Origin of the sequence: Streptosporangium sp. CA-135522, from assembly GCF_050949235.1 — a bacterium.
In the GTDB taxonomy this organism is placed as follows: domain Bacteria; phylum Actinomycetota; class Actinomycetes; order Streptosporangiales; family Streptosporangiaceae; genus Streptosporangium.
Map to the genome: position 1 here is coordinate 10,153,934 of NZ_CP192026.1, position 26,912 is coordinate 10,180,845.

General features: G+C 71.3%; 21 protein-coding genes and 1 pseudogene. 14 read left to right on the plus strand and 8 right to left on the minus strand.

Annotated features, from left to right (window positions below; translation table 11 throughout):
• Positions 1–641: 641 nt before the first annotated feature.
• The 5 genes from ACQPYK_RS47615 to ACQPYK_RS47635 are packed head-to-tail and all read left to right on the plus strand — an operon-like array spanning position 642 to position 7,357.
• Positions 642–1,736 (plus strand): hypothetical protein, encoded by a 1,095-nt coding sequence (locus tag ACQPYK_RS47615; protein ID WP_433247770.1) that lies wholly within the window; start codon positions 642–644, stop codon positions 1,734–1,736.
• A gap of 27 nt (positions 1,737–1,763) precedes the next feature.
• The gene (locus ACQPYK_RS47620; protein ID WP_433247773.1) at positions 1,764–3,500 is read left to right on the plus strand and encodes a hypothetical protein; all 1,737 of its coding nucleotides are present in this window, start codon (positions 1,764–1,766) and stop codon (positions 3,498–3,500) included.
• Positions 3,497–5,557, plus strand: a complete 2,061-nt coding sequence (locus ACQPYK_RS47625) for a hypothetical protein (protein WP_433247776.1) — start codon at positions 3,497–3,499, stop codon at positions 5,555–5,557. Before ACQPYK_RS47620 ends, ACQPYK_RS47625 begins: the two co-directional genes overlap by 4 nt.
• Positions 5,558–5,606: 49 nt before the next feature.
• Complete coding sequence (locus ACQPYK_RS47630; protein WP_433247779.1) at positions 5,607–6,599, plus strand: MinD/ParA family ATP-binding protein; 993 nt, start codon at positions 5,607–5,609, stop codon at positions 6,597–6,599.
• On the plus strand, positions 6,599–7,357 hold the full coding sequence (locus ACQPYK_RS47635) for a hypothetical protein (RefSeq protein WP_433247782.1): 759 nt from the start codon (positions 6,599–6,601) through the stop codon (positions 7,355–7,357). Before ACQPYK_RS47630 ends, ACQPYK_RS47635 begins: the two co-directional genes overlap by 1 nt.
• 609 nt (positions 7,358–7,966) lie before the next feature.
• Here the strand turns inward: ACQPYK_RS47635 and ACQPYK_RS47640 are convergent.
• Complete coding sequence (locus ACQPYK_RS47640; protein WP_433247785.1) at positions 7,967–8,494, minus strand: hypothetical protein; 528 nt, start codon at positions 8,492–8,494, stop codon at positions 7,967–7,969.
• Between the two features lie 165 nt (positions 8,495–8,659).
• Here ACQPYK_RS47640 and ACQPYK_RS47645 point away from each other — a divergent pair, with 165 nt between their 5' ends.
• Positions 8,660–9,685 (plus strand): glycoside hydrolase family 16 protein, encoded by a 1,026-nt coding sequence (locus tag ACQPYK_RS47645; protein ID WP_433247788.1) that lies wholly within the window; start codon positions 8,660–8,662, stop codon positions 9,683–9,685.
• A 195-nt stretch (positions 9,686–9,880) separates the two neighbouring features.
• On the opposite strand, the gene ACQPYK_RS47650 is transcribed toward ACQPYK_RS47645, so the two are convergent.
• From ACQPYK_RS47650 to ACQPYK_RS47665, 4 genes and pseudogenes are all read right to left on the minus strand, one after another.
• Positions 9,881–10,648, minus strand: coding sequence for a hypothetical protein (locus ACQPYK_RS47650; protein WP_433247791.1), 768 nt, complete (start codon positions 10,646–10,648; stop codon positions 9,881–9,883).
• 146 nt (positions 10,649–10,794) lie between these two features.
• A pseudogene (locus ACQPYK_RS47655) lies at positions 10,795–11,091 on the minus strand (ATP-binding cassette domain-containing protein); the annotation flags it as partial.
• Between the two features lie 117 nt (positions 11,092–11,208).
• Positions 11,209–11,793 (minus strand): NADPH-dependent FMN reductase, encoded by a 585-nt coding sequence (locus tag ACQPYK_RS47660; protein WP_433247794.1) that lies wholly within the window; start codon positions 11,791–11,793, stop codon positions 11,209–11,211.
• A gap of 92 nt (positions 11,794–11,885) precedes the next feature.
• Complete coding sequence (locus ACQPYK_RS47665) at positions 11,886–12,389, minus strand: N-acetyltransferase family protein (RefSeq protein WP_433247797.1); 504 nt, start codon at positions 12,387–12,389, stop codon at positions 11,886–11,888.
• Positions 12,390–12,602: 213 nt separating this feature from the next.
• On the opposite strand from ACQPYK_RS47665, the gene ACQPYK_RS47670 reads away from it, so the two are divergent.
• The 3 genes from ACQPYK_RS47670 (at position 12,603) to ACQPYK_RS47680 (ending at position 18,155) form a co-directional block, all read left to right on the plus strand.
• Positions 12,603–14,015 carry an LCP family protein gene (locus ACQPYK_RS47670; RefSeq protein WP_433247800.1) on the plus strand — a complete coding sequence of 471 codons (1,413 nt, stop codon included), beginning with the start codon at positions 12,603–12,605 and terminating at the stop codon, positions 14,013–14,015.
• A gap of 26 nt (positions 14,016–14,041) precedes the next feature.
• Positions 14,042–16,696, plus strand: a complete 2,655-nt coding sequence (locus ACQPYK_RS47675; RefSeq protein ID WP_433247803.1) for a helix-turn-helix transcriptional regulator — start codon at positions 14,042–14,044, stop codon at positions 16,694–16,696.
• Positions 16,697–16,781: 85 nt separating this feature from the next.
• Complete coding sequence (locus ACQPYK_RS47680) at positions 16,782–18,155, plus strand: sensor histidine kinase (protein ID WP_433247806.1); 1,374 nt, start codon at positions 16,782–16,784, stop codon at positions 18,153–18,155.
• Here the strand turns inward: ACQPYK_RS47680 and ACQPYK_RS47685 are convergent.
• Positions 18,152–19,003 carry a L,D-transpeptidase family protein gene (locus ACQPYK_RS47685; RefSeq protein WP_433247809.1) on the minus strand — a complete coding sequence of 284 codons (852 nt, stop codon included), beginning with the start codon at positions 19,001–19,003 and terminating at the stop codon, positions 18,152–18,154. The genes ACQPYK_RS47680 and ACQPYK_RS47685 overlap by 4 nt on opposite strands.
• Before the next feature lie 149 nt (positions 19,004–19,152).
• Between ACQPYK_RS47685 and ACQPYK_RS47690 the strand changes: the two genes are divergently transcribed.
• Entirely contained in the window at positions 19,153–20,181 is a 1,029-nt protein-coding gene (locus ACQPYK_RS47690) for a GlxA family transcriptional regulator (protein WP_433247812.1), read from the plus strand.
• A gap of 70 nt (positions 20,182–20,251) precedes the next feature.
• Here ACQPYK_RS47690 and ACQPYK_RS47695 read toward each other — a convergent pair whose 3' ends face one another.
• The gene (locus tag ACQPYK_RS47695; protein WP_433247815.1) at positions 20,252–20,620 is read right to left on the minus strand and encodes an ArsR/SmtB family transcription factor; all 369 of its coding nucleotides are present in this window, start codon (positions 20,618–20,620) and stop codon (positions 20,252–20,254) included.
• Positions 20,621–20,790: 170 nt separating this feature from the next.
• Complete coding sequence (locus ACQPYK_RS47700) at positions 20,791–22,230, minus strand: MFS transporter (protein ID WP_433247818.1); 1,440 nt, start codon at positions 22,228–22,230, stop codon at positions 20,791–20,793.
• A 368-nt stretch (positions 22,231–22,598) separates the two neighbouring features.
• Here ACQPYK_RS47700 and ACQPYK_RS47705 point away from each other — a divergent pair, with 368 nt between their 5' ends.
• The 4 genes from ACQPYK_RS47705 to ACQPYK_RS47720 are packed head-to-tail and all read left to right on the plus strand — an operon-like array spanning position 22,599 to position 26,888.
• Positions 22,599–23,558 carry a 3-oxoacyl-ACP synthase III family protein gene (locus ACQPYK_RS47705; RefSeq protein WP_433247821.1) on the plus strand — a complete coding sequence of 320 codons (960 nt, stop codon included), beginning with the start codon at positions 22,599–22,601 and terminating at the stop codon, positions 23,556–23,558.
• Positions 23,558–24,289 carry a glycosyltransferase gene (locus ACQPYK_RS47710; RefSeq protein WP_433247824.1) on the plus strand — a complete coding sequence of 244 codons (732 nt, stop codon included), beginning with the start codon at positions 23,558–23,560 and terminating at the stop codon, positions 24,287–24,289. The genes ACQPYK_RS47705 and ACQPYK_RS47710 overlap by 1 nt, the downstream gene beginning before the upstream one ends.
• Positions 24,286–25,407: a cytochrome P450 gene (locus ACQPYK_RS47715; RefSeq protein WP_433247827.1), complete on the plus strand. Its 1,122-nt coding sequence runs from the start codon at positions 24,286–24,288 to the stop codon at positions 25,405–25,407. Before ACQPYK_RS47710 ends, ACQPYK_RS47715 begins: the two co-directional genes overlap by 4 nt.
• Positions 25,404–26,888, plus strand: coding sequence for an AMP-binding protein (locus ACQPYK_RS47720; protein ID WP_433247830.1), 1,485 nt, complete (start codon positions 25,404–25,406; stop codon positions 26,886–26,888). The genes ACQPYK_RS47715 and ACQPYK_RS47720 overlap by 4 nt, the downstream gene beginning before the upstream one ends.
• The last annotated feature ends 24 nt before the right edge of the window (positions 26,889–26,912 follow it).

Consider the following 26,912-nt stretch of genomic DNA (forward strand, 5'->3'; position numbering starts at 1 on the left):
GGACAGCCGGGAACGGAGAAATCAACGGCGGGCGAACGGCGGCCCCACGTCAGGGAAATATCAGATCGACCAGAAAACCGAACGAGCGGTCGAAACCAGCGGATAGCCACAAATCTCTGGAGAAGTCACGATAAGGCCTGCTGGCCAGGCAATCGCAGGTCACCGCGGCACGGGTTTCGGACGGACCCTATCGAGGGTTAGGTGTTATTTATAAACCAATAGCCATAACTGCTGGTTACTCGACCCCTTTACCTTCCCAATAGATCACGGTCAGTCTAATATTTGGACCTATGTCATGGCGCGCATCAGATTTCCCAGACAGGCAGGCTGGGCCCTCTGGCCGCGGTGATGCTTCCGCGGGGTATGAATCGGAGCACTCGCCAGACTGGCATCCCGAGCGACTCGCCGCATTCGATTGGCGGAAGGTCATTCTGTCCGGGGCGGTTTTATCGATCTTCGTTGGAGCGGGGATCTGGATCACCACGAGAAACCCCACCGACTCGCAGGCCCTGGTCGCCAACCCGACTCCCCGGCCCTCCGGATCAGGCTGGGAGGCCGCGGTTCCCCCGCCGCCGACCCCGGCCACGTCCGCACCGGGCGACAGGGGCACACCGACCCCCTCCGCACCTGGCGGAAAGGGTGTGCCGGCCCCCACGGCGCCGGACGGCGAGAGCACCCCGGCGCCCTCCGCCCCGGCATCGGGCGGAAAGGGGACGGCAGGCCCGTCCGCCGAGCCCAGGTCCGTCCCCAGGGAGGCCAGGGAGGAGGTGCGGGCCAGGGTCACGGCCCCGCCGTCCGTCGTCTCCTCGGCCCGTGCCGAGCTGCCCCAGGCGGCCAGGACCGGCTCCCCTCCACCGGCAGAGGCCGGCTCTTCCCGGCTCTCCGTCAAAGACGTGTACCGCATCCATGGCCGCTACCAGCGCGACCTGTCGAAGGCACAGGCGGCGCTGGACCAGGTGGCGATGGGAAGGCTGGAACACGGGCTCGCGCTGGAGATGACACGGTCGAGCTTCAAGACCGCCCGCCTGGAAGGCTCGTCGGTGGCATCGGGGATATGGCCCAACCCGAAGGTATGGATTCCCCGCCATGTCGAAGGCAGCCCCGACTGGTTCGTGGCGGTCTCCTACGAACCCGGGGTCGCCCGGATCATCGACGTGATGAGCTCCACCTCCGCCGGATGGCGGCTGGTGGCGTCCGCGGCCGACACCCGAGCGACTCCCGCCCGGTTCCCGAAGATCGCGGTCGACTCCGACGGCTTGGCCACGAGCCTGCCCGAGAACGCTCCCGGACTGCTCGCGACTCCGCGCCAGATCGCCCGCGCCCACCTGGCGAGCATGCAGGGCGCCGAGCTCGACCCGATGTTCGCCGAGGGGCCGTGGACGAGCGACGCCGTGCTGTTCTGGCAGCAGGAGCGCGCCCAGCTGGAGGACGCCGGGTGGACGCTCAAGCTGTCATACCTGCCCGAGGGCCCGGTGCGGGCGCTGCGGACCACCGACGGGGGAGCCCTGATCTGGTATGCGGCCCGCTCCGTCGACACACGTAAGGCGCAGCGTGTGGGAGCGAAGGTCACCCTGAAGGGCTCGGCCGCCGTTCGCACCGCCAACAGGTCCTTCACCCACTCGGTGAGCGCGACCTACGGACGCATGTACGTAGCCCATGTCCCTCCCGCCGGTTCCACCGAGCCCGTACGCGTGCTGGGCGAGTGGAGCGACGTCCTGGAGAGCCACGGCGACTGACACCCCCCTGAAAGAAGAGGAACATCCATGGTGACACCCTCACGTAAGCCCTCGCGCGCGACGATAATCACCGCGAGCGTTGCGATCGGCGTGTTCGGGGCCGGCGCCGGGCTGGGAACCGTCATCGCCGCTCGTTCGCAGCCCGTCGAGGGGCAGGTGCTGCGCCTTGCGGCGGGCACATACCGTCTGGACGAGGACGCGCGCGTATGGAAGTCCGGCGGCTCGGCCGCCGGCGACCCCGCCGTTCCGCTCTCCGGGGCGGACGAGGGCAGCACGATCACCAAGAACCGTTCCAAGGACACACGGGTCTGCCTGACCACCACCGCCGACGGGCACGCGGTGGGCGGCGGAGGAGAAGGCTGCGTCGCCCTTCCCGTGCTGGCCGCCGCCGCTGCCGCCCTCGCTCCCCTGCAGCGCCCCGGCAATCCCAGGAGCACGGCCGAGGCACCGCCCAAGAAGGCGTCCTCGGCTCCGGAGCCCAAGAGCTCGAAGGCGGTGCAGCCCGTCGCGAATCCGCGTCGCAACCCGCCGGCGCAGCCACCACCGGCTCCCGTCCATACGGCTGCGGCGCAGCCCCCGGCGAAACCCGCCCACCCCGCGGCTCCACCCCCTCCTGCGCCGACCAAGAAGATCGCCGGTGACATCTCGGAGAGCGGCAGCCTGGTCGACTATCCCGCCAAGCAGGCCAAGCAGGTCGAGGTCAAGGGTCCGGAGAAGGAGCCGACCACCAAGCCCATCCAGCCTTCGGCCACCCCCAAGCCCATCGCGTCCGGGGAGCCGGCGCCTTCGGGCACCGCGAGACCGGCCGAGCCCACGGCGACGCCCAGACCTCCGCGCGGGCACGGACGCCACCATCGTCCCGGAACCCCCACCGCACGCCCTCACCGGCCGGGCCAGCCGTCGGATCCCGCCAGGCCCAGCCCGTCGGCCCGGCAGAACCGTCCGTCGACGGGACCGTCCCCCGACACCCGGCAACTTCCCACGCCCACCCCGGACACCGGACAACTCCCCACGCCCACCCCGGACACCCGGCGACTCCCCACACCCGACCCGGACACCGGTCAGCTCCCCACACCCACCCCGGACACGGCCCAGAACCCGTCCCAGGCTCCCGACGGAACCGTGCTGCAGCCCGCCACGCCGCCCCTTCCGGACGGTCAGGCCGGTGACTCACTGCCCATCTTCCGGGATCCGGAGCTCCTCCGGCGGGCGCAGGAGGCCCTGGGCCTGGACAAGAACATGCGCTACACGGACGAGAACGGCGTGTGGGATCTCAACATCGCCCCGCCCGGCACTCCTCCGTGCCGTAACTACTCGGCCGACGAACTTCCGAAGCAGGAGCCCCAGAGCGGCAGCCCGGCCATCCCCCTCGACTCGTGCCAGTGGCCCGCCTTCATCCGCTGGCTCTACGCCGACCCGGCGCCCGGCCAGGTCAGCAACTGGACCAAGTTCACCGGGCTGCCCGAGCGGAACCTCGAACTCGTGGTGACGAACCCCTCCACCCTGCCGCCGGCCCAGACCGGCCCCGGCCAGGTCGAGCCGGACCGGGGAAACCCGCCCGGCACCGGCCGATCCCCCGAGCGGCAGGCCGTCCAGCCGGACAGCGGCCAGAGCGGACCGGGCCAAGTGGTCCAGCCGGACAGCGGGCGGATTCAGCCGGAGCAGGCGGTTCAGCCTGACAGCCGACAGGGTCATCAGGATCGGGCAGTTCAGCCCGATACCGGGCAAATCGAGCCGGACGAAGCCGGGTACACCGGCCCATGAGCACCTCCCCCGGTGCGGGGCGCGACGCGCCCGGTCCCGGCCAGGGGGCGGCCTGGGTGGGCGAGCACGGCGCGCACCTGATGGACTACGCCGCCTACCACCTGGCTGCGGACCGGGCGCCGGCGGTGGTCGCGTCCGTGCTGGCCGCCTGCCGTGCCCATCAGGCGCCCAAGGGCATCACGACCCGTGGGCGCCTGATGGCCCTGCTACGGCGTGACTGCCGCGCCGCGCCCGGCTATCGGGAGCAGTACACGCCGGAGGGCGGGCCGGGCATGCCGGACGTCCGGCTGATGGAGCGCGTCTGGACGATCGTCGATCCGCTGGGCACCGAGACGCTCAGGCTGATGTACCGCCACGAGCTGGCCACCATCGATCTCTCCCACATGCTGGCGATGCCCGTGGAGGAGGTCGTCCGGCTCGCGACCCGCACGCAGGACCTGATCGAAACCCTCGTGAGCGGGCTGGACGCCCTCGCCCACGGCCGTCACACCTGTCCGGAGCTCTCCCCGCTGGTCGATGCCCTCTACCCCGACGGGTTCGCGGATCTCGACGAGCCCGCGGAGCCCCCGAAGCTCGCGGAGCCGGACCGGCGACGGACGTCCGCTTCCGCCGGGTTCGACGACGCCCGGGCGGATCTGATCTCTCACATGATCGAGTGCTCCGCGTGCACGCGGCCGATCAACATTCGCTACACGGTCCCGCAGATGCTTTCCAATCCGCGGATCTCGCCGCTGCCCGCCGAGGTGAAGCAGCGGCTCCTGGACTCCCTTCCGCCCGCCGCCGACCCGCCCGCCGCCCGGACGGTCACCGCGCCCGCCGAGGTGAGGGAGCCCGAGCCGCGGACAAGGTCGCAGGAGGAGACCCAGCCGGTGCGAGCCGTACGGCCCGCTCGCCCGGACCGCTCCTCCCTGCCCTATCTCCCCGTCCGACCGGACCGCTCCACTTCGCATCGGCCCGTCCGCTCCGACCGGCCGGAGCGCCCCGACGGATCCGATCGTCCCGGCCGACAGGGCCGGTCGGACCGTCTCGATCGCATGGGGCGACCGGACCGTGCCGAACGCACCGAACGCTCGAAGCGTCCGGACCGTACGGACCGCACGGACCGCACGGAGAAGGCGGAGAGAGCGGAGAGGGAGGACGGTACGGAGCGCACGGGAAGCGCGCAGAGACCGAACCGAGCGGATCGTTCGGACCGCTCCACACTTCCCTACCGCCCCGTCCTCGCGGATCGTTCCACCTCTCCTCCCCCGCCCGCCCGCCCGGCCCGGCAGGTTCTCCCGTCGCCGACACCGTCAGCGCCACCCACGCCATCAGCGCCACCCACGCCGTCAACGTCGTCCGCGCCACCCGCATCCGGACATGACACTCCGCTTTACGACGCGCTGCTCTCTCAGACGTGGGGGCGTGAGGTCGGCGCCGGCATGAACGACATGACCGCCACCATTCCCAACCTCCCGGCCATCGGCGGCAGGTCCGCCGACCGGCAGGCGTCGGTGATCAAGGCCTACGCCGAAACGATCGGCGACCCGGAGGGGGTGCGGTTCGGCCCGGGCGTCCGGTTCGTGGAAGCGCTCGCGTGGGCGGGCGAACGGGTACGGAGCACGACCATCAAGATCGTCATCATCGTGGTCGCGGGTGCGACGGGCACCCTGGCCGGGATGAACCTCCTCGGGCCCGCCATCGGGGCCGAGAGGCCGTCGAGTTCCCTGCGGTCATCGACCGCCCAGACCGCCGCGACCGGCGGTGGCGCGCCCGTCGTCCAGAACGGGCTGACCGAACGGCTACGGATCCCGCCGGTGGTGACGCTGGACGAGTTCGGTCAGGGCAGCCTGGTCCTCGCCCTCTCCGAAGACTCCCTGGACTGGCGGATCACGGCCCCCGGATTGGCCGTGAGCCCGTCCAGCGGCACTCTTCAGCAAGGCCGCACGAACGTCATCACCCTGCGAGCCCTGCGGATCCGCCACTGGTGCGGCAACCCCTCCTCCGTCACCGCTCCCCTGACCGTCTACGGCCCCAACGACTCGATCACCACGACGGTGCGCTGGCGCACCTGCTGACGGCGCCGTCCCACCTGCTCTGCGAAAGTTCTCTGAAAGGACCCTGGCCATGACGGAGACGTCCCCCCAGATTCAGCCCTCGCCGTCCGCCCCGGCGGAGCAGTTCCAGGAGACGGTCCCGCTCACCGCCGAACACCTGCTCATCAACCGGCGACCCGAGCCCACCGGCGGGTGGCGACGCCTTGTCTGGCAGCTCTCCGGCGGGAAGATCATCCCCGCCGAGTCGGCCTCGGAGGTCGAGCGCCGCACGCTCATAGCCCAGGCGCAGACCCCCGTGGCGAGCGGGCACCACCGGATCGCGGTCATGAGCCTCAAGGGCGGGGTCGGCAAGACCACGACGACCGCCGCCCTGGGCAACACCCTGGCGTCCCTGCGGGGAGACCGGGTCATCGCGATCGACGCCAACCCCGACCGGGGAACCCTCGGCATCAAGGTGAAGTCCGAGACGGCCGCGACCATCCGCACGCTGCTCGCCGAAGCCCCCCACATCGTGCGCTACGCCGACGCGCGCGCCTTCACCTCCCAGTCGAGCGCGCGGCTGGAGGTCCTCGCCTCCGACACCGATCCCGCGGTGAGCGAGGCGTTCAACGCGGAGGACTACCGCACGGTCGCCGGGCTCATCGAGCGCTACTACTCGATCTGCATCACCGACTGCGGGACGGGACTGCTGCACGGAGCCATGGGGGCGACGCTGGAGCTGGCCGACCAGATCGTGCTGGTCAGCCTGGTCGCGGTGGACGGGGCCAGCTCGGCCGCGGCGACACTGGACTGGCTCACCGCCCATGGGCACGCGGACCTGGTCAAGAACGCCATCGTCGTGCTGAACGCCGTGGAGCCCAAGTCGGATGTGGATGTGGAGCTGCTGGAGCGTCACTTCGGCGCCCGCTGCCGCACCGTGATCCGCGTTCCCTACGACCCTCATCTCAAAGAGGGCGCGGAGGTGGACCTGGTCCGCCTGCGACCCACCACCCGGGGCGCGTATCTACGCCTGGCGGCCGCCGCGGGCCAGGCGTTCGGCCTGCGTCCCGACCGGAGCCACTAGTGGGCCCGGTCTCCGAGGACCCGGTGCTCGACTGGGATCTGGGCCCCCCGCCGCGGCGCTCCCGGCGGATGCTCGTCGTGGTCGTCTCGATCGTGGGGATCATCCTCGTGGCGATCGGCGTCTGGCAGTTCCTGCGCCCCGATCCGCCCCCTTCGACGGTCCAGACCCTGGACACCACCGCCGGCACCGTCGTGCTCGCCCCGCCCTCCGACTACAAGGGTGACGCCGGCTATCCCGTCGGATTCGCCCACACCGAGCTGGGAGCGGTCTCCGCGGCGGCCGCCGCGCTGGAGGCGGCCTGGACACTCGACGTCGATCAGGCAGAGCAGGCGGCGACCCTGTACGCCCCGCCGGAGCAGCAGGAGGCGGCCCGCGCCGGCGCGCGCGCAGCCGTCGCGGGATGGCGCGAGACCATCGGCCTGCCCAAGGTGGGAAAGCTTCCCGACGGAGCGGCCATGCAGACGAGGACGATCGGGGTTCAGTGGCGGGCCCGCGCCAAGGACCAGGTCCAGGTCTCCGTCCTGGTCCAGGTGACCGCGACCAAGGGAGCCCAGGACACCGACCCGACCTACTCCAGCCCGTACGCCATGAGCCTGCTCATGACCTGGCACCCCGACATGCGCGGTGCGGGCCGCGGAGACTGGGTCAACGTCCCCGATCCCCTCTCCGCCACGGTGCCCGAGGTCGCTCTGCCCGGCACCCCCGAGTTCACCGCCGCGGGCTGGAAGCCCCTCTCCGGCCCCGACCCCAATCCATAAGATCGAGGGAAGCCCCATGCCCCCACGCAGCCCGTCACGGCGCGTCACCTTGGTCTCCGGTCTCCTCCTGGCAGGGGTGTCCGCGACGGCCGGCGCGATCATCGCCCGTCCCTGGACCGCCGCCGCGGATCCCGGCCGGTCCGGCACGGCATCGACGATGGCGCCGGCGGCCGACCCTCCCGCCGCGGCCGAACAACCTCCGCCGGCGAGGCAGGAGCACGCGCCGGCGCCCTCGGAGGGCTCGGACACCGATGGGGCCTCCGACTCGGCGCAGAGCCCCCACGACCAGGATCCCGCGCAGAGCCCCCGGGACGAGGCGGAGACACCCGCGCCGGATGTCGTCGAAGCACCGGAGGAAGAGCCGGTGGAATCCCCTCAACCCCGCACCCCTGGGAAGAAACGCGCCGACGAGGCCCCCGAGCGAAAGCCCGAACGGAGGTCCGAACAGAGAACCGAACAGAGGGCCGAACGGAAGCCCGAGCGAAAGCCCGAACAGAGAACCGAAGGGACGACCGGGCAGAAGCCCGAGCGGACGTCGGGGTCACCGGCCCGCAAGCGTCCCCAGAACAAGCAGACCTCCACGCACTCGAAGGACCCCGCCCCCGAGCTTTACCTGGCGAAACTTCCCAAAGCCGATCCGACACCGGAACCGGAACCGGCCAGGAGCGATCCCCCGGCACCGACACCCGCCGCGACCGACGGGCCCGCTCCCGACCCCGCTCCCGACCATTCCTCCACGCCGAGCGCGACCTCCGGTACCAAGCCCACGCACTCGACCGGACCGAAGAAGACCGCGAAACCGGCGCCGCCGAAGAAGACGTTCAGACCCGTGCCGAAGCCGACCTCCGGCGCCGAACCCGCGACCACCCGGCCGGCGGCTCCTCGGCCCACCTCCGGGCCGGTCCCGCCGAAGGAAACGACCAGGTCCGAGACGTTCAGGCCCGCTCCGCGCCGTACCGTCGGCGCGACGACTCCTTCCGTGCCCCGCGCCACCGCGACGGCGCACGGCCCGGCCTCCCCGAAACCGGCGCCGTCCGCGCAGACGGTACGGCCCTCGCCCAGCCCGTCCGCCACCCTCGTTTCCGACGCCTCCGCCGAGAAGCCGGCCGAGGAGATGGACGGCCTCCGGCCTCTCATGGCGTTGCCGTCCTCGCCCGCATCCGCGCGGGCCGTCCTTCCGCTGCCGCCGCTGGCCCGCGTCTCCTCCACGGACTTCTGCCGGTCCCAGGAGGCTCTGTGCTGGAGCCTCGCGCCCTGGCGCGGCCGTACCCTCGAACTCCCGCCGGTCCCGCCGGGTGACAAGTGGCAGGCGACGCCCCGATGGGCCTTCGCGCCGCCGCCCGGCCGCCCGGCCCTCGCACCGAGCGGGTCCGCCCCGGCGGCTCCGGCACCGGCCAGGAACGGTTGCTGGACCTTCAGCCCGTCGGCGCTCTGCGCCAGGACCTGGGGGCAGCCCTCATGATCTCCCGATCGCACGTACGGCTGGCCGTGCTCAGCGTGGTGGCCACGCTGACGGTGAGCACTCTCACCGTCGCCCGGGGGGAGGTGGCCCCCGTCGCGGGAGGCACGGTTTCCTGCCCGCTCCCGGCCGGCCCGGTGGGTTCCGGCGGGTCGGAGCCGACGGCGGCCGGCTCCACGGGCTCCGGCGGGCTTGACTCCACCGCGACCGGTGCCTCCAGCGCCGCCGAAGCCCACGGCTGGGGCGCCCCGGTCTGGTGTGCGGAGTTCGACGACCATCTCGATCCGGCCGACTGGGTGGTCTACGACTCCGCCGGGCACGGCGGCGAGGGCCGCCGATCCCCCGACCAGCTCTTCCTGGGCAACGGGTCGCTCTACCTGTACGGCCGCGCCGACGGCACCACGGCGGGGCTGGGCAGCCGGCACAGCCAGGCGTACGGGCGCTGGGAGACCCGGGTCCGCATGTACGACGGAGCCGACTCCTACCATCCGATCGCCCTGCTGTGGCCGGACGGGGGTGGTGGAGGCGTGGACAGCGCCACGGGCGAGGAGATCGACTTCCTCGGGGTCATGGACCGTCCCGGCAGGTGGCGGGCGAACTTCTACCTCGAGACCCCGCAGGGCGAGGAGCAGTCCTACTCCGAGGTGGACATGACCGACTGGCACACCTACGCGGTGGAGAACGGTCCGGGAGGGGTCGTCGGCTACCTCGACGGGCGGGAATGGTTCCGCTCGCCCCTGTCCACCCGCAGCCCGATGTCGGCCTGCCTGCAGCTGGACTGGTTCCCCGGCCATGGCAGCCCGGGAGAGGCCTGGATGGAGGTCGACTGGCTGCGCATCTATCCGCTGGACGCCGGCGGCACGGGCTGAGGCCGCCTCCCTCGGCCATCGGCCGGGATGGCGGGGGATGCCGGGGGATGGCGAGGGATGGCGAGGGATGTGGACGGTCACCGGGAACCGGCTCAGGCGCAATTCGTGTGGACCTTCCACACGAATTGCGCCTGAGCCGGTTTTCCATGCCCGCTCACACCTTCGAGAAGGCTGAGTGCAGAAATCAGCGGTGGCTCAGTAGCGGTGACCGGGCCAGTGCGGGTCCTCCCAGCGGGCGGGGCCGACGAGGCCGAGCAGCCGTATCCGGTGGAGCAGCTCTTCGGGGGCGTTCTGGGCGTGGAGCCGGGTAGGGACGTGGCGGATCAGCCAGGCCGTCAACTCGGTACACGTCTCCTCCTGGTCCTCCCGGTTCCAGGTTTCCCAAGGAAGCTGGTCGCCCAGCAGGTCGTACTCCCAGCGCGCCGCCGCTTCGACCAGATGCTGGTCGGCCACGGTGTGCTTCTGCGCTTCCCAGACGTGCAGCCATGGGCTGAGCGTGGCGGAGGCTTCGGCACACAGGGCGAGGACCTCGTGCGCGGGCACGGCGGGATCCGGATCGGTGAGAGTGTGGGTCCACCAGGCGTACAGGAATTCCCGCACCGCTGCGGCCTGCTCGGCAGGCCACTGCCGCCACCGGCCCCGAGCGAATGAATGTCCGACCTCGTCCATGCCGAAGAGAGCCTCGACGAGGCCGCAGACGAGGGCCGTGGAGAACTGGGGCAGAATGCGGCGCAGCACGGATGCGTGGTCATCCCAATCGACGGCCTCCCAGGTGCGACGCAGAAGGTCGGGGTCCAACTCCACATCCGGCACCTTCAACTGGGCGAGGTCTTCCGCGCTGCCCCAGTGGCACTCGCAGTTGCGCTCGTCGGGACGGGCGGTCATGCCGCGGAAGGTGACGGCCATGCGGTTCAGCGCGGCGTCGAGACGAAGTCGTGCGGATCTCTGGTCGAGGCTCGTCATGGGCGTTCGCCTTCAAGGACTCCGGGAGCTCACGCCAGCCGAAGATCGCTACCTTACCGGGCCCGTGGGCACGCATCCACACTCCGCCGATGGCACCTGCACACCAGGTCCGACGCCAGTCCGCCCACCGAGTCACGAGAGACCCTTCAGGCGCTCCGCAGGTCGGCGTAGACACCGCGCAGCCGGATCGGCTCGTCGTGGGTGCCCACTTCCTCGATGCCGCCATCGCGCATGACCACGATGCGGCCGGCGCCGCGGATGGTCGACAGCCGGTGGGCGACGACGAAGACCGTGCGCCCGGCGACCAGGCGGGCCGGCGCGTCCTGGATGAGCGCCTCCGACCGGTTGTCCAGGGCGGAGGTCGCCCCGTCGAGGATCAGCACGCGCGGGTCGCGGATCAGGGCCCGGGCGATGGCCAGGCGCTGCTTCTGCCCGCCGGAGAGCCGCGTTGTGCTCCAGGTCGGGAGCCTGCAGGACCTCGCCGATCGACCGCACCGACGCCGGCCCCTTGCTGATCACCGGGGTCAGGCTGAGCGGGGAGGTGACCCCGCCCACAGCGCTCAGCGAATGTAGGGCCGGGTCGCCCGCCCCTCCCGCAGGGTGGTCGCCCACCACGCAAGGTGGTCGAGCATGACCTTGGCCGCATCGTCGGCGCCGCCCGTGCCGCCCCTGCTGTCCGCCCCGTCCGGTTCCGCCGCGTCGAACCGGTCCCGCTCCAGATGGAAGCTCACGGTGTCGCGCAGGGAGACCACGTGCAGCTCGGCGAAGACCAGGCGGAGCTGTTCCACCGCGCGCAGGCCTCCGGAGCGCCCGCCGTACGAGACGAATCCGACCGGTTTGGCCGCCCACTCGTGACGGACCGAGTCGATGGCCAGCTTCAACGCGGCGGGGTAGGCGTGGTTGTACTCGGGGGTGACCACGACGAAGCCGTCGGCGGCGCCGATCCGGGCGGCGAGCCCGCGGGCCGCGTCCGCGGTGTCACCGCAGCGGGCGGGTTGCAACGGAGGGAGCGGGGTCCGGCCCAGGTCGATCACGTCCACGTTCATGTCGGCCCGCCGCTCGATCCGCTCCAGGAACCACCGCCCCACCATCGTCCCGGTCCCACCCTCCCGGATGCTTGCGATGATGACTGCGACGTCGAGCACGACGGCCTCCCTGACGGGTCGGTTGGGCACTGGCGAACCGGTCGAATCGACGACCCGTGACGACCACCGTGCAACCTCAAGCAGGCTCGAGGTCAACCGGGCAGCCGTGCCTCCAGGATCTGGCCGGGCCACTCGCCGACCTTGAACGTCTCGGTCCTGGTGAAGCCCTGGCTTTCGTAGTACTTCACCAGCCTGCCGTCGTCTCCGGCATAGCAGTCCACCCTGACCAGAGAGATCCCCTGCTCGGCCGCCTCGGCGCGGGCTCGGGCCAGCAGGGCGGAGCCGACGCCGTGGCCGTGGAAGCGCTGGTCGATCACCAGCCCCTGGACGTACAGCTCGGGCTCGGAGGCCGGGGTGACGTAGTCCATCGCGGGCCCGACCACCATGCATCCGGCGGGCTCGTCGTCGATCTCGGCGATGCGCATCCCCCCGGAACCGGCCCAGGAGGTGACCCGTTCGACGCGAGCCGGTTTGGCGGAGAACGGCTCGCTGCCCCACTGGCCGGTACGGCCCCGCGCGGTCAGCCACGCCACCGCGCTGTCGAACATGCCCAGAACCGCCGGGACGTCATCGAGTTCACCGTCGCGGATAATCATCGGCGGATCGTAACAGGAGCCCGGAAATCGGGCTTTCACCCGGTCCCGCGGCAGGAGTCTCCACCGTGACGTCCCACTTTGGGGTGATCTTCATCCACATCATAATCGCGGGTTCTTATCTACCCCTTATGGAGGATTAGTACACTCGGCGACGGCCGGAATCCGGCTCCTCAGCCATGGGTGCACGCCCTGGCCCATCCCCTCAGGAGTCATGTGAGCAGCGGGTTGATCGACGCACCCACAAGGCCCGCGAACCAGGGGCCGCCCCGGCGCCGGCGCAGGTGGCTGTGGTGGCTGGTGGCCGTCGTCACCGCCGTCGTGGTCGCGGTGGCCGCCACGGTGGGCGGGGCGTATCTCAAGCTGACCGGGAACGTCAAGCACATCGACGTCCAGGCGGAGGACCTGGGCACCCGTCCGGTCAAGGTCGCGACCAAGGCGCTGAACGTCCTGGTCGTCGGATCGGACCAGCGCAGCGGCAAGAACGCCAAATACGGCAAGTTCCCCGGCGAGCGGACCGACACCATCATGCTTGCGCACATCTCGCCGAAGCGGGACAACGCGATGGTCGTCAGCTTCCCCCGGGACTCGATGGTCGCGCTCCCCGAGTGCCGGGCCAAACAGGGGCTGCCCGGCCAGCGGGCGCACCTGGGCATGATCAACGAGTCGTTCAACTCCGGTGGGATCACCTGCACCTGGAAGACCGTCGAGGCCCTGACCGGGATCCGCATCGACCATTTCGTGAAGGTGGACTTCACCGGATTCAAGGGCATGGTCGACGCGGTCGGCGGGGTCGAGGTCTGCGTGCCCGAACCGATCCACGACAAGAAGGCCCTGCTCACCCTCCCCGCGGGCCGGCAGACGCTCAAGGGAGAGCAGGCCCTGGGCTACGTCCGGGCCCGCTACAGCCTGGGGGACGGCTCCGACATCGGGCGCATCCAGCGGCAGCAGATGTTCATCGCCTCCATGGTCAAGAAGGTGATGAGCGGCGAGACGCTCACCGATCCCACGAGACTCTTCGGCTTCCTCGACGCGGCCACCAAATCGGTCACCACCGACCCCGCTCTCACCCCCCTCGTCATGAAGGATCTGGCCAGCAGTGCCCAGGGCCTGGCGGCGGGACAGATCCACTTCATCACCACTCCCTGGCGGTACTCGGTCACCTATCCCGGCCGGGTGGAGTGGGTCGAGCCGCAGAGCAAGAAGCTGTTCCAGATCGTCGCCCGGGACAAGGCCGTCGACGGCTCCGGCGTCAAGGGCGGTCAGGCCAAGGTGGCCCGGTCGAAGATCCAGGTCGAGGTGCGCAACGGAACCGGCCGTTCCGGTCTGGCCACCCAGGTGGCCGCCATCCTGGAGGAGCGGGGCTACCACATCGCCAAGATCGGCGACGCGCCGCGCAAGCCGTACCCGAAGACCACCATCGCCTACTCGCCGAACGGCGCACCGGGGGCGCCGACCCTCACCCGCGATCTGCTCTCCTCCACCGCCAGGCCCGTCCCCCGGGCGACCACGGCGCGGCTCGTCCTGACCATCGGCGACGACTGGAAGGGGCTCAAGCCCCTTCGGCCGGACGACCCCGACAACCTCAAGGGCTTCGACGCCACCCATGACTCCTGCGCAAGCGCCTGATTGCCGCTTTAAGTAGGGTTCGGAGCATGTTGTACGGAAGGGCCGCCGAGCAGGCCGTCATCGACCGGCTGCTGGCGGACTCCCGTGCGGGACGAAGCGGCTCCCTGCTCGTCCGGGGCGAGCCGGGGATCGGCAAGACCGCGTTGCTGGAATACGCGGCCGGCTCGGCCGGGGACATGCGGATCATCCGCGGCACCGGGGTCGAGTCGGAGGCCGAACTGCCGTTCGCCGGGCTGAACCTGCTGCTGCGGCCCGTCTTCGACCGGGTGGAGGCGCTGCCCGAGCAGCAGGAGCGGGCGCTGCGGGCCGCGTTCGGCCTGGCCTCCGCGGAGGCCGGAGACCGGTTGCTGGTCGGCCTGGCCGTGCTCTCCCTGCTGTCGGAGCTGGCCGAGGACGGCCCGCTGCTGATGCTGGTGGACGACGCGCAGTGGCTCGACCGGGCCTCGACCGACGCGCTGCTGTTCGCCGCTCGACGGCTGGACGCCGAGGGGGTCGCCTTGATCCTCGCCGCGAGGGAGCCCTTCACCGCGCCGGGAATGGCGGAGCTTCCGGTGAAAGGGCTCGACGCCTCGGCCGCCGCCGCGCTGCTGGGCGCCGGAGTCGACCCCGTCGTCCGCTATCGCGTGCTGGCCGAGGCGCAGGGCAACCCGCTCGCGCTGATCGAACTGCCCGCCGCGGCCCCCGCCGACGGTACGGCGCTGCCGCTCACCCGCCGGGTCCAGGACGCCTTCCTCGGCCAGGTCAGGCAGCTGCCCGAGGCGACGCAGGGGCTGCTGGCGGTGGCCGCGGCCGAGGACACCGGTGACCTGGCCGTCGTCCTGCGGGCGGCGGCCGGGTTCGGAGACTTCCTCGAAGATCTTCATCCGGCCGAGAGCGCCGGCCTGATCAGGGTCGACGAGGGGATCGTGACCTTCCGGCACCCCCTGGTGCGGGCCGCCGTCTACCAGGGGATCCCGCCCAGCCTGCGCCTGGCGGTGCACAGGGCGCTGGCCGCCGCGCTCGACGGCCCCGACGACGCCGACCGGCGCGCCTGGCACCTGGCCATGGCCGCGACCGGTCCGGACGAGGAGGTGGCCGCCGAGTTGGAGCGGACCGCGGCGCGAGCGAGCGGGCGCAACGGTTACGCCGCCGCGGCCACCACCTACGAGCGGGCGGCCCGGCTCAGCGCGCGGCCCGAGAGCCAGGCAAGGCGGCTCACGCTGGCCGCGGAGACGGCGGCCGGAGCCGGCGAGCTGGAGCGGGCCGGAGCATTCGCCGACCAGGGTGCCCAGCGGCTGACCACGCTGACCGGGGAGGGCGTCGAGGAGGCCGGGATTCCGGCGCTCCGGGCCCGGCTCACGCATGTCCGGGCGACCGCCGACTTCCTGCGCGGGTCGCTGCGCAGCGCGCACGAGGCACTGCTCGACGGCGCCACGACGGTGGACGGCCCCCGGGCGGCGCGGATGTTGATGCAGGCCCTGCACACCGCCTGGTACATCGGCGTGCCCGAGCTCGACCGCACCGTGGTGACGCTCGGCACCCTCGATCTTCCCGCCGACGACCCGGTCGCGCCGGTCGTCGAGTTCCTGATCGCGACCCTGTCCCGGCGCGGCACTCCGCCGTCGCTGACGGAGATGGTCGCCCGTGCGCGGAAAGCCGGAGCGGACAGCCCGCGCGACCTGGTGCAGGCCTGCGGGGTCGGGCTGGCGAACGGGCAGGACGAGGAGGTCGGCGAGAGCGCCGCGTCGCTGGTCGCCGAGGCGCGGACCCTGGGCAACATCGCGGTGCTGCCGACGCTGCTGTTCTTCCTCGCCGAGGCCGAGCTCTTCCACGGACGGCACCGCGACGCGCTGACCACCGCCACCGAGGGGCTGCGCATCGCGCGCGACACCGGGCAGCGGCAGTGGGCCAGCCAGACGAACAGCTTCCTGGCCTATCTCGCCGCGATCGAGGGCGACGACGAGCGCTGCCACGCGTTCGCGGACGAGGCCCTGGCCGACGGTGTGGCCGGGACGCAGTGGGCGACCTGGGCGCTGGGCGTGCTCGACCTCGGCCACGGCCGGGTGGAGGCCGCGCTCTCCCGGCTTGGGCCCATGGCCGGCGGGCACCACGTGTCCGAGACGCGCTGCGTGCCCGACCTGGTGGAGGCGGCCGTACGGCTCGGCGCTCCGGAGCGCGCGGCCGAGGCCTTCGCCCGCTATCGGGAGTGGGCCGGCCGTACGGGACAGCCGTGGGCCGAGGCCCTGGTGCTGCGCTGCCGGGCGCTGCTCGAAGACTCCGAAGACCACTTCACCGCGGCGCTGGCGCTCGACGGGCGGCCCTTCGAGCGGGCCAGGACCGAGCTGCTCTACGGCGAGTGGCTGCGCCGTACTCGCCGCAAGTCCGACGCGCGCGGCCACCTGCGCGCCGCGCTGGAGACCTTCGAGCGCCTGACGGCCACGCCGTGGGCCGGCCGTGCGCGCGCCGAGTTGGGCGCCACCGGATCCGCCGCGCCCGCCGCGCCCGCGCCCGGTCTGCTCGCCCGGCTGACGCCACAGGAGCTGCAGATCGTACGGCTGGCCGCGCGGGGCCTGTCCAATCGCGACATCGCGGCCCAGCTCTTCCTCAGCCCGCGTACGGTCGGTTACCACCTCTACAAGGCCTATCCGAAGCTCGGCGTCGCCTCCCGCGGCGAACTCGGCACGATTACCCTTTCCAACTAAACGGACATAAGAGCATAGACCGCCTTTGCTCCCCGATGAATACCCTCCGCTTATAAATATGCGAAAGGGATTTTCGGGGGGAAAAGTGGCTTCAGCCCGAAGCCTGCGCTCGATCCAGGGCCGGGCGACGCTCGCAGCGCTCGTGCTTACCGCCGTGGTGCTGGGAATCGGCGTGCTGACGATGTCGCTGGGTGTGCGGACCAAGGTTCAGAACGAGATCATCGAGACCGTGGCCAAGGCGGCCCGGCAGACGTACGAGGTCGTCAGCAAGGGGTCCCCGGTCGACGCCCTGCCGACGAACGGGGTCGACCGCCTGCAGGTCATCACCCGCGACGGCCGGATCGTGCTGTCCAGCCCGGCGCTGAAGGGGCATCCCCCGATCAGCGACATGTGGCCCGCCCCTGACGACAGCCGGGTGGACGGGACCTCCTGCACGACGATCGCCGGCCAAGGGCGCAGGTGCTTCGTCGTCGTGGGCTTCCAGAACCGCAGGTCCCCCTACGGAGACGTCATGATCTACGCGGCGGCGCCCGAGCCCCCGATGCTCGCCGGCCACGCCCTGGAGATCGCTCTGGGCGCCTTCTCCCTGCTCATCCTGACACTGGTCGGCTGGGGCACCTGGCAGGTGGTCGGGCGGACCCTGGCGCCGGTACGGCGGATCCGCGCCGAGATGGCGGAGATCACCGGCACCGCCGATCTCAGCCGCCGGATGACCGTGCCCGAGCGGGATGACGAGATGGCGGAGCTCACCCGGGCCGTCAACGCCACCCTCGACCGGCTGGAGCAGACCACGGAGAACCAGCGCCGCCTCGCCTCCGACGCCTCCCACGAGTTGCGCACCCCGCTGACCGGGCTGCGCACCAAGATCGAGCTGGCGCTCCACGATCCCGAGGCCGAGGACCCGTCGCAGACGATGCGGTCGGTGCTGACCGACGCCGAGCGGCTCCAGGCCATCGTGGACGACCTGCTCATGCTCGCCCGGCTCGACGCCGGGGCGCAGGACCTGCCCGAGACGATCGACCTCGCCGGGCTGGTCACCGGCGAGGTGTGCCGGCGGTCGGCACGGCACGAGGTGGTCATGCGCCTCAAGCCGGAGGTGACCGTGCGGGGCAACAGGCTCCAGCTGGCCCGGCTGCTGACCAACCTGCTCGCCAACGCCGACCGGCACGCGGCGAGCGAGGTCGAGGTCTCCGTCGACACCGAGGGCGACGAGGCCGTGCTGGAGATCACCGACGACGGGCTCGGCATCCCGGCGGACCAGCGCGAGCGGATCTTCCAGAGGTTCACCCGCCTGGACTCCGCACGCAGCCGTGACGCCGGGGGGACGGGACTGGGCCTGCCCATCGCCAGGGACATCGCGCACGCGCACCGGGGAAAGCTGTACGCCGCCGACAACGCCAACGGCCGTGGCGCCCGGCTGGTCCTCCGGCTGCCGCTGTCCACCACCGTCCCGATCTAGGACATGCGGCGGACGTACACCCGTTCGCCCACGGTGACCATGTGGAAGAGCTGCTCGGCGATGTGCTCCGGGACCCGGGCGCATCCGGAGGCCACCCGGACCGGCATCGCCGAGGAGGCCGGTGGAGCCGGGACGGATCCGGCCGGAGCGGCGTCGGAGACCGACGCGGCCGGTGGGACCGGACGGACGGGGAGGACCGGGTCCTTGATCGACAGACTCATGACCACGCCCGTTCCTGCGCCTTTGAGACCGGTGGTCAGACCGCTCGTGACGCCTCTCCTGAAGTCGCCGACACGGCGGCTCCTGCTGAAGGAGAGCGTTTCGTACATCGTCTCCAACGGGTTCGCCGCCTGGTGCGGATCACGTTCGACGATGCGGAAGTTGCCCGTCGGGGTGAGCGCGTTGGAGCTGTAGCCGTACTGGCAGAAGTAGGGCCCGCTGCCCGTGGAGACATGCGAGATGAGCCTCGGGCGGTTGTGACGGTAGACGGTGAGGAGCTCGCGGTGCAGGTCGATCTCGACTCGCCGGGGCTGTCCCGCGGACACCAGCGGCGGCAACCGGCGCGGGTGCTCAAGCGCCTGCCAGGTCTCCGGCCCGACCTCGTCCTTGACCGTCAGCCCCTGCGACTCCTGGAAGGCCCAGACCGCGGACTGGGTCTCCACGCCGTAGTAGCCGTTCACCAGGCCCGGAGAGAAGCGCAGCTCCTGTAGCCGTTGCTGCAGCCGCTCCACGGCCTTCGCGTAGTCACCGGGATGTACGACGCGCTCATCGGCCTTCGCGTAGTCATCGGGATGTACGGCGTGCTCCTCGGCCGACGCCGGAGCAGGGAGCCCCAGCAGACCCGCCATCACAACTACCGTTCCCGCCAGATATTTGATCACATGGCGATGAATACCCCGGCAGGACAGGAAAGCCTTGAGAGACATCGTAAAGAATCAATCCCGACATTAACCCCTGGTGAAAGTGGCCCGAATTCGCTGTGTGCAAGGATCGGGACATGCACAGAATCGTCGTGTTGGCCCTGGAGGGTGTCATCCCCTTCGAGCTGGGCATCCCGGCCCGGATCTTCGGCATCGCCAGGGGACCGGACCGCGAACCGCTCTACGAGGTGATCACCTGCACCGTCGACGGCGGCTCCGTCCGCACCGACGCCGATTTCCGCATCACGGTGGAGCACGGAGCCGAGGCGCTGGCCACCGCGGACACCGTGGTGATCCCGGCCACCCACGCGCTCGGCCCGATCGCCGAGGAGGGCCGGCTTCCCGAGCCGCTGGCACGGGCGCTCGCCCTCATCAGGCCGGGCGCCCGCCTGATCTCGATCTGCACCGCCGCCTACGTGCTGGCGGCGGCCGGGCTGCTCGACGGCCGCCCGGCGACCACCCACTGGAGCCACGCCGAACGCTTCCAGAAGCTGTTCCCCCAGGTCGACGTCGATCCGAACGTGTTGTTCGTGGACGACGGGGATGTCCTCACCTCGGCCGGCGTGGCCGCCGGAGTCGATCTGTGCCTGCACGTCGTCCGCCGCGACCACGGCAGCGAGGTGGCCAACCGGACGGCACGGCGGTGCGTCGTCCCACCATGGCGTGACGGCGGCCAGGCCCAGTTCATCGAGCGCCCGGTCCCCGAACAGTCCGCGGCCACCACCACCGCGACCAGGGCCTGGGCGCTGGAGCGCCTTCACCTGCCGCTTCCGCTCACCGAGTTGGCCGCCCACGCCAGGATGAGCCGGCGCACCTTCACCCGGCGCTTCCGTGACGAGATGGGGGTCAGCCCGGGGCAGTGGCTCACCGTGCAGCGGCTGGAGCTGGCCCGGCGGCTGCTGGAGGCGAGCGACCTGCCGGTGGACGCCGTCGCCGTGCGGGCCGGGTTCGGCACCGCCGCCTCGCTCCGGCAGCACCTGCAGGCGGCCATCGGCGTCTCGCCGATGGCCTACCGCCGTACGTTCCGCCCGATGAAGGCCGGGCCGGACCCGGCGGAGGTCGAGCCAGAGCGCGTGGAGCCCAGGCTGGACCTGGTGGAGGCCTGAACCGGTCCGGCCGGATGCGGTCCGGCGACGTCCGGACCGCATCCGGCCGATCCCGGACCCGGTGGGAGGGTCAGCCGTGGCGCAGGTGCTCGCGGCTGAGGTCGAGAAGCATCCGCACGTGCACGTCGGCGAGACGGTAGTAGATCATCCGCCCGGCTCGGCGGCTGGCCACGATGCCCGCGGTGCGCAGCAGCCGGAGCGCGTGCGACACGGCGGTGTCGCTGACCTCCACCGTCTCGGTGAGATCACAGACGCAGAGCTCTCCGGCTTCGAGCAGCGCGTACAGCAGTTGGGCCCGGGTCGGATCGCCCAGCAGCCGAAACAGCTCGGCGAGCTGGGTGGCCTCCTCGGGGGTGACGAGCCGGTCCCGTGTCGCCGCGACCCTGTCCTCGTCCGGCTCCATGGTGGTGCACGCGTCCAGGCCGGTGAGGACATTCATGGGGCAAACTCCTGAACAGGTGCTCAAGTGATAATGACTATCGTATCAAGCTACCCGTCCCGAAGGCCGTTTTCACGCGTCGCCCCACCGCGGCGGCGGAGACCGGTCAGGACGGTGTCACATCCCGTCCCGATCCGCCGCGGTGGGGATCGGCCGTCGCGGACCACCGGTCAGGACGACGTGGCGCTCAGCGGCTCGGCGATGTCCTCCAGGCTCCTGCCTTCGGCCTTGACCCCGAGGAACACCTCCACCAGACCGGCCGCGATCATGAGAACGGCGCCGATGGAGAAGGCCAGCGCGGTGTCGCCCGGCTTGCCGCTCTCGACCAGGCCGGAGAAGACCAGCGGACCGGCGATGCCTCCCACGAAGGTGCCGATCGCGTAGAAGAACGCGATGGCCATGGCCCGGGTCTCCATCGGGAAGATCTCGCTGACGGTCAGGTAGGCCGCGCTCGCCCCGGCCGAGGCGAAGAAGAGCACGACGCACCAGCAGGCGGTCAGCGTGACCGCGGTCAGCGCCCCCTGGTCGAACAGCCAGGCCGTACCGAGCAGCAGCACTCCGGACCCGATGTAGGTGCCGGAGATCATGGGCACCCGGCCGACGGTGTCGAACAGCCGCCCGAGCAGCAGCGGGCCGAGGAAGTTGCCCACCGCGATCACGGCGAAGAAGTAGCCCGCACTGGTGTCGATCTTGAAGAAGGTCGACAGGATCTGGGCGTAACCGAAGGTGATGGCGTTGTAGAGGAACGCCTGTCCGATGAAGAGCGAGAAGCCGAGGATCGTGCGCTTGGGATAGCGGGCGACCATGGTGTGCGCGATCCGGCCGAACCCGATCGACCTGCGCTGGTGGATGGTCATCGCCTGTGACGGCTCCTCCAGCCGGACGTCCCCGTCGCGCTCGATCTCCTTCTCGATGTCGTCGACCAGTTTCTCCGCCTCCTGGTCCCGGCCGTGGATGAACAGCCAGCGGGGACTCTCCGGCACGTGCCGCCGGACGATCAGGATGCCCAGGCCGAGGACCACGCCCAGGCCGAACGCGATGCGCCAGCCCACGTTCACCGCGAAGTTGTTCAGCAGCGGGACGGTCAGCAACGCGCCACCGGCGGCGCCGAGCCAGTAGCTGCCGTTGATGACGATGTCGATCCGGCCGCGGTGCCGGCTCGGGATCAGCTCGTCGATGGCCGAGTTGATCGCGGCGTACTCCCCGCCGATGCCGAACCCGGTCAGGAACCGGAACAGGAAGAACCACCACGCGGAGAACGACAGCGCGGTCGCCGCGGTGGCGATCAGGTAGACGACCATCGTGATGATGAACAGCTTCTTGCGGCCGAACCGGTCGGTGAGCCAGCCGAAGAACAACGCCCCGAGGCACGCGCCGGCCACGTAGAGGGCCGCCGCCGTACCGGCCACCTGGGCCTGGGTGATGTCCAGGCCGCTGCCGTCCTTGGCCAGCTGGGCCGAGAGGTTGCCGATGATCGTTACTTCGAGGCCGTCGAGGATCCAGACGGTTCCCAGGCCGATGATGATCATCCAGTGCCATCGTGACCATGGCAGCCGGTCCAACCGTGCGGGGACCTTCGTGGTCACCGTCCCCGTCTGAACGTCGCTCATGGCGGCACCGGCTACCCATCGGAGATCGGCTCATGCCAACCCCGCCAGGACCCGCAGGTCAAGCCATGGCGGCGATCCAGTCCCGCAGAACGGCCCACGCCACCGCGGGATCGCCGGAGAACGGCCCGCACCGCTGCGGGGTCACCCCGCCACGGGAACCGGCCCGGCCTCAGTGCCCGGCAGCGATCCGACCCGGCGCCACAGGCGCCTGCCGGACCCCTTGATCATTCCCAGCCCGCCGAGCTGCGCGACCACATCGACGCCCTGATGCGCATCGGCCCCATCCCGCCGACATGACCAGGACAATTGCCAGTCTTTTCGATACATTGCGCGGGCATGGGGAGAGTTGACCTGACCTAGGGGGAGCGATGAAGGCCCGGATCACGGGCGTCGCGACGTATCTGCCGGACCGGACGCTGACCAGCGCGGAGGTGGAGCAGCGGATCGAGGGATACGTGCCCTACCAGGGAGTCGTCGAGCGGCTGACGGGAATCCGGTCACGACACGTCGCCCACGACGACCAGCAGGCGTCCGACCTGGCGGCGGAGGCCGCCCGCAGGCTCGACCACACCGGTGTCGATCTACTGATCTTCGCCTCCGCCTCGCAGGACATGGTCGAACCGGCCACCGCCCACATCGTCGCGGCCAAGCTGGGCCTGTCCTGCCCCGTGTTCGACGTCAAGAACGCCTGTAACAGCATGCTCAACGGGATCCAGGTCGCCGAGGCGCTGATCCTGTCCGGCGCGCACCGCAGGGTGCTGGTCTGCTCGGGTGAGATTCCCTCACGGGCGATCCGGTGGCGGGTGCGGGACCGGGCGCAGTTCGTGGACTCCTTCGCCGGATACACGCTGTCCGACACCGGGGCCGCGGTGCTGGTCACCGCCGACTTGGAACGTGGCATTTTCTACCGGGACTTCTCGGCCGACTCCACCGCGTGGGCGATCGGCACCCTGCCGGGAGGCGGTTCGGCGCATCCGCGTGATCCCGAATACTCCTACTTCCAGGGCGACGGGCGGCGGCTGAAGGAGGCCTTCGAGCTGGTCGGCCCGGACATCTTCCTCAACGCGCTCAAGCGCACCGGCCTGAGCTGGGACGACTTCGCCGTGGTGGCGGTGCACCAGGTGGCGCTGCCGTATCTGCGCTTCCTCGCGACGGCGCTGGGCATCCCCGACGACAAGCTCGTGGTCAGCCTGACCGAGCACGGCAACTGCGCCTCGACCACGCTGCCGCTCCAGCTCACGCTGGGCACGTGGGAGCCGGGCGACCGGGTCGCGCTGCTCGGTCTGGGCGGCGGGATCAGCACCGGCGTGATATTGGCGGAGATGTGATGGACCTCTGGGTGATCGTTCCGGCCTACAACGAGGCCGCGGGCATCGAGGCGACGCTCCGGGCGCTGGCCGAGCAGGACGACCGTGACTTCACGCTGGTCGTGGTGGACAACGCGAGCACCGACGACACCGCCGAGATCGTCCGGCGGCACGGCGTCGAGGTGATCACCGAGACCCGCAAGGGCACCGGTGCCGCCTCCGACACCGGGATGCGCCATGCCATCGCGCACGGCGCCACCCATCTGGCCAGGACCGACGCCGACTGCCTGCCCCGTCCCGACTGGGCGCGCAACATCCGGCGCGCGTTCGGCGACGGGCTGGAGATGGTGGGCGGCCGGCTCGTGCCCCGCACCGACGAGTTCCCGCTGAAGTTCTGGGAGCGGCGGTTCATCCCGTTCGTGGTGGACGTGGCCGCGGCGTTCGGCCGCTTCCGGCCCGGCAACCGCTCGCCGGAGTATCTCGGGCCGTACGTGATGATGCCCGGCGCGACCCTGGCCATCACCGCCGCCCTCTACGAGCGGGCGGGCGGCTTCCCGAGAACCGCGATCGAGGAGGTCCACGAGGACCGCGCCCTGGTCAACCGGGTCCGCAAACTCACCGCCTCCTACGGCTCACGCCGCGACGTGGTCGTCTTCGGCTCGGTCAGGCGCCTGCGGGCCTACGGCCTGGCGGGAACCCTGGCCTGGTACGCCGACCACCGCTACCGCCCCGAAGTGATCGATATCCGGTGAACCACGAGGCCCGGCTCTACCTGGCCGCGCACCCCTTCGTCTACCCGCTCATGCGGCTGCTGGCCCGCCTCGGGCCGGTGGTCCGCGTGCCCGGTCTGGGGGTCGTGGTCAACGACGCCGCCACCGCGCGCGCCGTGCTGACCGACGAGCGGTTCCGCAAGGACGGTCCCGGATCGCCCGGCGACCTGTGGACGCCGGTGCTCGGCCCCTCGGTGCTGCTCAACATGGAGGGCCCCGGGCATCTGGCGTTGCGCCGGAAGCTGATGCCGCTGTTCACCCCCGCCTACGTCTCGACGCTGGTCGCCGACGTGCTGCGCGAGCCGCTGGCGGAGCTGTCCGCACGGCTGGGGCGTGGCGAGACGATCGACCTGGTCGACACCATGCGGGTGATGGCCGGAGCGGTGATCTGCCGGGTGATCGGGCTGGGTGAGGTCTCCGAGGCCCGGGCTCGCGAGCTGTTCGCGGACGGGGAGCGGATCGTGTCGATGGTCTCGCTGCGGTCCCGGCGGCTGCGGGGGCGGCAGGTGGCGATCGCCCGGCAGGTGCTGGACGGGATCGGGGACGTCGCTCAGGCCGCCTACGAGTCCGGGGACGAGTCCACCGTCATGGGCCGGATGCGGGCGCAGGGGCTGTCGGCGGCCGAGGCCAGGGGCGCGGCCGGGGCGTTCTTCCTGACCGGCACCGAGACGGTCGCCACGTTCGTGCCCCGGCTGATCGCCCTCCTGCACGACCATCGGACGCCGGTGGACGACCTGGACCGGGTGATCGAGGAGGCCATGCGGATCACCACTCCGACGCCGGTGATGCTGCGCTCGGTGGGCTCGGCCGCGCGGATCGGCCGGGTGCCGGTGCGGCCCGGCGACAGGGTGCTGATCGTGACCCACAACTGCGCCCGCGCCTACGGCCCGTTCGATCCCTCGCGCGGGCATCCGCCCGAGTTGCGCCGCCTCTGGTTCGGCGCCGGCCCGCACTTCTGCATCGGCTACCCGCTGGCCCTGGCCGAGATCCGCGCCGTGGCCTCGGTCCTGCTCTCCCACCACGTGCGCGTCGTACGGCGGCGCGCGGCCCGAGGAGTCCTCATCCCCACCTACGAGCACCTGTGGATCACCGCCGCATGAACGACGACGTCATCACCGGGATCATGGCCGCCGCCGGACGGGAGCCGGCGCGGACCGCCATCGTCGACGGCCGCGGCCGCGAGGTCGCCTACGGCGAGCTGGCCCGCCGGGTGAACGCGGTCCGCGACGAGCTGGCCGGGCAGCCGGGGGACGGGGTGCTCTTCGCGGTGCGGCCGGGAGTGGACGCGGTGGCGCTCGCGCTGGGGGCGGTGGCGGCGGGCGGGACGCTCGTGCTCGCCGACCCGGGGCTCGCCCCCGAGGTGCTCGCCGCCCGCATGGCCGCCACCCGCCCGAAGTGGGTGGTCGCCGAGTCCCTGCTCTACACGCTGAGCGGCCCGCTCAAGGCACTGGCCCGCCGCCGCGGCCTGCTGCTGCCCAACCTCCGCGACCCGCTTCCCGGCCGGTCCGTCCGCCACCTCTACACGGGCCCCTGGCTGCCCGGAGTGCCCCGGGGAGCCCTGCGTCTGGCCCGGATTCTCCGAACGCCCCGACTGCCCGCCCCGGACGCCTTCGCCGCCACCGCGGATCAGCCGGCGGCGGTGATCTTCACCTCGGGGACCACCGCGCGCCCGCGAGGCGTGGTGCACACCCGGGGGTCCCTGGCCGCGGGGCTGGCGCTTTTCCGCAGCGCCTTCCCGCTGGGTCCCGGTGACGTCGTGCACACCGACCAGCTGATGCTGGGGCTACCCGCGCTCCTGGCCGGGGCCACCTGGTCGCTGCCCGGCGGCGGGGATCTCGCCGCGGAGCTGGCCGCCAGGGGCGCCACTCACACCTTCGCCGTCCCGGTGCATCTGGACAGGTTGCTGCGCCGGACGCCCACGCTTCCCGCGACCCTGCGCTACCTGCTGCTCGGCGCGGCTCCGGCTCCCCCGGCCGTCCTGCGCAGGGCACTCGAGGCCGGGCCGGAGGTGTTGTCCGTCTACGCGATGACCGAGGCACTGCCGATCGCGATCGCCTCCGCGCGGGAGAAGCTGGCGCAGGCAGAAGGGGATCTCCTCGGGGCGCCGCTGCCGGGGGTCGGCGTCCGGATCGCCGACGACGGCGAGCTGTTCGTCTCCGGCCCGCATCTCGCCCAGCGCTATCTCGGCGAGGACCCGCTGGAGGAGATCGCCACCGGCGACCTGGTCCGCGTCGAGGACGGGCGGCTCGTCCTGCTCGGCCGGAAGAAGGACATGATCCTTCGCGACGGGGTGAACATCTACCCCGGCCTCTACGAGTCGTCCGTGGCCGCGCTGCCCGGCGTGGCCGAGGCCGCGATCGTCGGACTCGCCGACCCCGAGACCGGGGACGAGGAGGTCGTGCTGGCCGTCATCCCCGCCGACGGCTACGACGAGAGCCTGGTCAGGAAGGCTCTTCCGGCGATCGTGGACGCCGCCGCCCTTCCCGACCGGATCGAGCCGCTCGACGCCTTCCCCCGCTCCGGCCGCGCCGACAAGCTCGACCGCGCCGCCCTTCGTGACCTGGTCGCCCATCGTGACTGAGCACCGCGCCGGCCGCGGGCGGGG